Origin of the sequence: Archangium sp. (assembly GCF_036277355.1) — a bacterium.
Classification (GTDB): Bacteria; Myxococcota; Myxococcia; order Myxococcales; family Myxococcaceae; genus Archangium.
Map to the genome: position 1 here is coordinate 1 of NZ_DASUNC010000192.1, position 2,492 is coordinate 2,492.

General features: G+C 66.9%; 3 protein-coding genes. 2 read left to right on the top strand and 1 reads right to left on the bottom strand.

Features of this window, described 5'->3' with window-relative positions:
* Nucleotides 1–120 precede the first annotated feature (120 nt).
* Nucleotides 121–1,011, top strand: coding sequence for a hypothetical protein (locus VFZ09_RS46945; protein WP_329734368.1), 891 nt, complete (start codon nucleotides 121–123; stop codon nucleotides 1,009–1,011).
* On the opposite strand, the gene VFZ09_RS46950 is transcribed toward VFZ09_RS46945, so the two are convergent.
* A complete protein-coding gene (locus tag VFZ09_RS46950) occupies nucleotides 935–1,720 on the bottom strand; it encodes a hypothetical protein (RefSeq protein WP_329734369.1) in 786 nt (261 codons plus the stop codon). The two genes, VFZ09_RS46945 and VFZ09_RS46950, sit on opposite strands and share 77 nt — an antisense overlap.
* 504 nt (nucleotides 1,721–2,224) lie before the next feature.
* Between VFZ09_RS46950 and VFZ09_RS46955 the strand changes: the two genes are divergently transcribed.
* On the top strand, nucleotides 2,225–2,492 hold a 268-nt coding region (locus tag VFZ09_RS46955), incomplete at its 3' end, for a hypothetical protein (protein WP_329734370.1).

Genomic DNA, 2,492 nt, shown 5'->3' on the forward strand with positions numbered 1-2,492 from the left:
TTCGGGCGGACAACAAGGCCATTCATGAGCTGTATCGACTCGATGGCACCCTGGTCCGGCGGTATGTGCCTCCAGGCGTCAGCTTCCCCTGAATGACCAAGGCAGGAAATGAGTCACACGATGGACACGGTGCAGCTACAGCTCGTCTACCTGGGGATGTACAAGCTGCATGGCTACGGTGCCTACGGCTCCGGCTCCTACCTGGATCCCCTGGGCGAGCCCGGGCGCTTCCTGGTGGGGGCGCTGGCGCGGCTGCCGGTGCTGCTCGGCGGGCTGGTGCTGGAGGTGCCCGCGGACCTGTGGTTGGCCGGCGAGCAGGTCCGTCCCGCGCTGGTGGGCGTGGGGCTGCTGGGGCTGGGGATGATGGTGCCGCTGGTGCGCGCCGCGTGGCCCCGCCTCTCCGAGGACGAGCGCCGGCACGGCCGCTGGCTCTTCCTGGGCGCGGCGCTGTCGCTGCTGCCGGTGGCGGCCACCTTCCCCTCCAACCGGCTGCTGCTCGTCCCGGGCCTGGGCGGCTCGGTGGCCGTGGCGCTGGTGCTCGTGGATGCGTGGCGCTCGCGGGCGCGCGGCTGGCGTCCCCGGGGCGTGGCGGCCGGAGCCGCCGTGCTCGCGCTCATGCACCTGGTGCTGGCCCCGCTGCTCTGGCCCCTGATGACGCTGGCCTTCCGGCAGGGCCAGGCCCAGACGGAGCCGACCCTCCTCACGCTCGAGCGCGAGTTGGACTACTCGCGGCTCCCCCAGCAGCGCCTGGTCGTCTTCCCCATCCCGACCCCGACCATCGCCATGTACATCCCGATGATGATGGTCACGCGCGGCATGCCGAAGCCGCTCGCCTGGTGGCAGGAAGGATGGCGCGCTGCGCCCCTTCACCCCGCCCGCCGTGGGCGAGCGCATCGCGCTCTGAGATGCGAGGGCAAGGGTCCGCCCTGCTCCCTCACACGAGGTGGACCACCTCGGCATGGAGGTGGCGGACCTTCTGCTCCGCCAGCAGGCGGTAGAGCCGCTGGGTGACGATCATCATCGAGTAGGGATGGTAGAGATTGCCACGCCTGCCGAACTTCTGCCGGGTGAACACCCAGTCCAGGTCCCCGAGGCTGTCGCTCGAGACATGGAGAGACGAGAGCAACTGGTGACCGAGGACATGGCCGTCGGGACAACGGCTCGAATCGGGCTCCGGGTAGAGGCAGCTGCCCCCCGCCTGGGTGGGAGGAACGACCTCGGCCGTGGCAGAGGGGATGACGAGCTGGTGATGGTCCGAGGTCGGCCTGCCGCCCCTGCTCACGATGGGGCGCAACTCGTAGCCGGTGATGCGGTGCTGGCGAAGAACCTCGACGAGCCGGGAAGAGATGACGTACTCCCCGCCTTGGGTGATGGCGAGGTCACGGCTCTTGGGGATGCGGCGCAGTTCCAGGTGCAGCTCGTTCACCTGCCGGGCCCCGGAGCCGCAACGCGCACAGGCAGTGGAGTCGTCGTAGACGGTGCCACATTCCACGCCCGTAGGGCGGAAGAAGGGCCAGAACCCCACCATGACGTACTCGGCGGCTCGCAGCTCGCGTGGTGTGTAGTGGCGCTCCACGTCACACATGCTGAAGAGCGTGGTGCCCCGGGCGCGGTACTCCAACTCGACGGCCCGTAGCTGCTCCACCAGGGGGTTGTTGACATCCAGCAGCAAACGACGAACGTGCCCCAGCGGCAGCGTCTCACCCACGCCTGGAGGCACATGCAGTCTGGCCTCCTCCTCTGACAGCCTGAGCTCGAGAATCTCTCGCATGGTCAGAAATGAATGCCCGGCAAAGGTTTGCTGGGAGCAGGAGATTTCGCGGGGCGTGGAAAGCGGAACCGGGGGCCGAGGGCCACCTCCTCCTGCCCACCGCTGCCCGCGCTCTCGTATGCGAACGAGGAAGCGGAAGGCGCACGGGCCCCCACACAGGCCTGGAGGAGAACCCAGCCGAGCAACAACCAGAGCCACGGAGAGCGGTTCATGCGGCCGGGGTGGTAGCACTCCCCCGACCCCACCACCAGGCTTGATTCATTTTCCCCGCTGGGAATGCGACTTCTCCCATTGGGTTCAACCACTCCACCTGCGCAGCCACTCCCAACGTCCTCGCCCCCTGGTTGTCCTCCAGTCAGGTTCCTCTATTGCCCCCGGCCAGCGCGACGTTTCTCAATCTGTTTTGGAAGTCCCACTGTAGTACCAGGAGTCGCTCCGCGAAATTGTTGGGACTTGAGGAAGAACAAGCCCCAGCAGAGCGCTGGCAAGGTCGAGGTCTACGACCGGAGACCCACCAAGGGGGTCAATTTCCGCAAGCCAGATGCCTCGTCAATCCGGCCCGATGGCGTACGACACAATACAAACCATGTCTCCAACTCGCGGGACTTGCAGCGCGAGCTGGATGCCTTCGACTCGATGGTTCGGGCGGACAACAAGGCCATTCATGAGCTGTATCGACTCGATGGCACCCTGGTCCGGCGGTATGTGCCTCCAGGCGTCA

Excerpts from the sequence above, each read along its gene's own strand:
- VFZ09_RS46945 (WP_329734368.1), top strand. The coding sequence starts at position 121 with ATGGACACGGTGCAGCTACAGCTCGTCTACCTGGGGATGTACAAGCTG.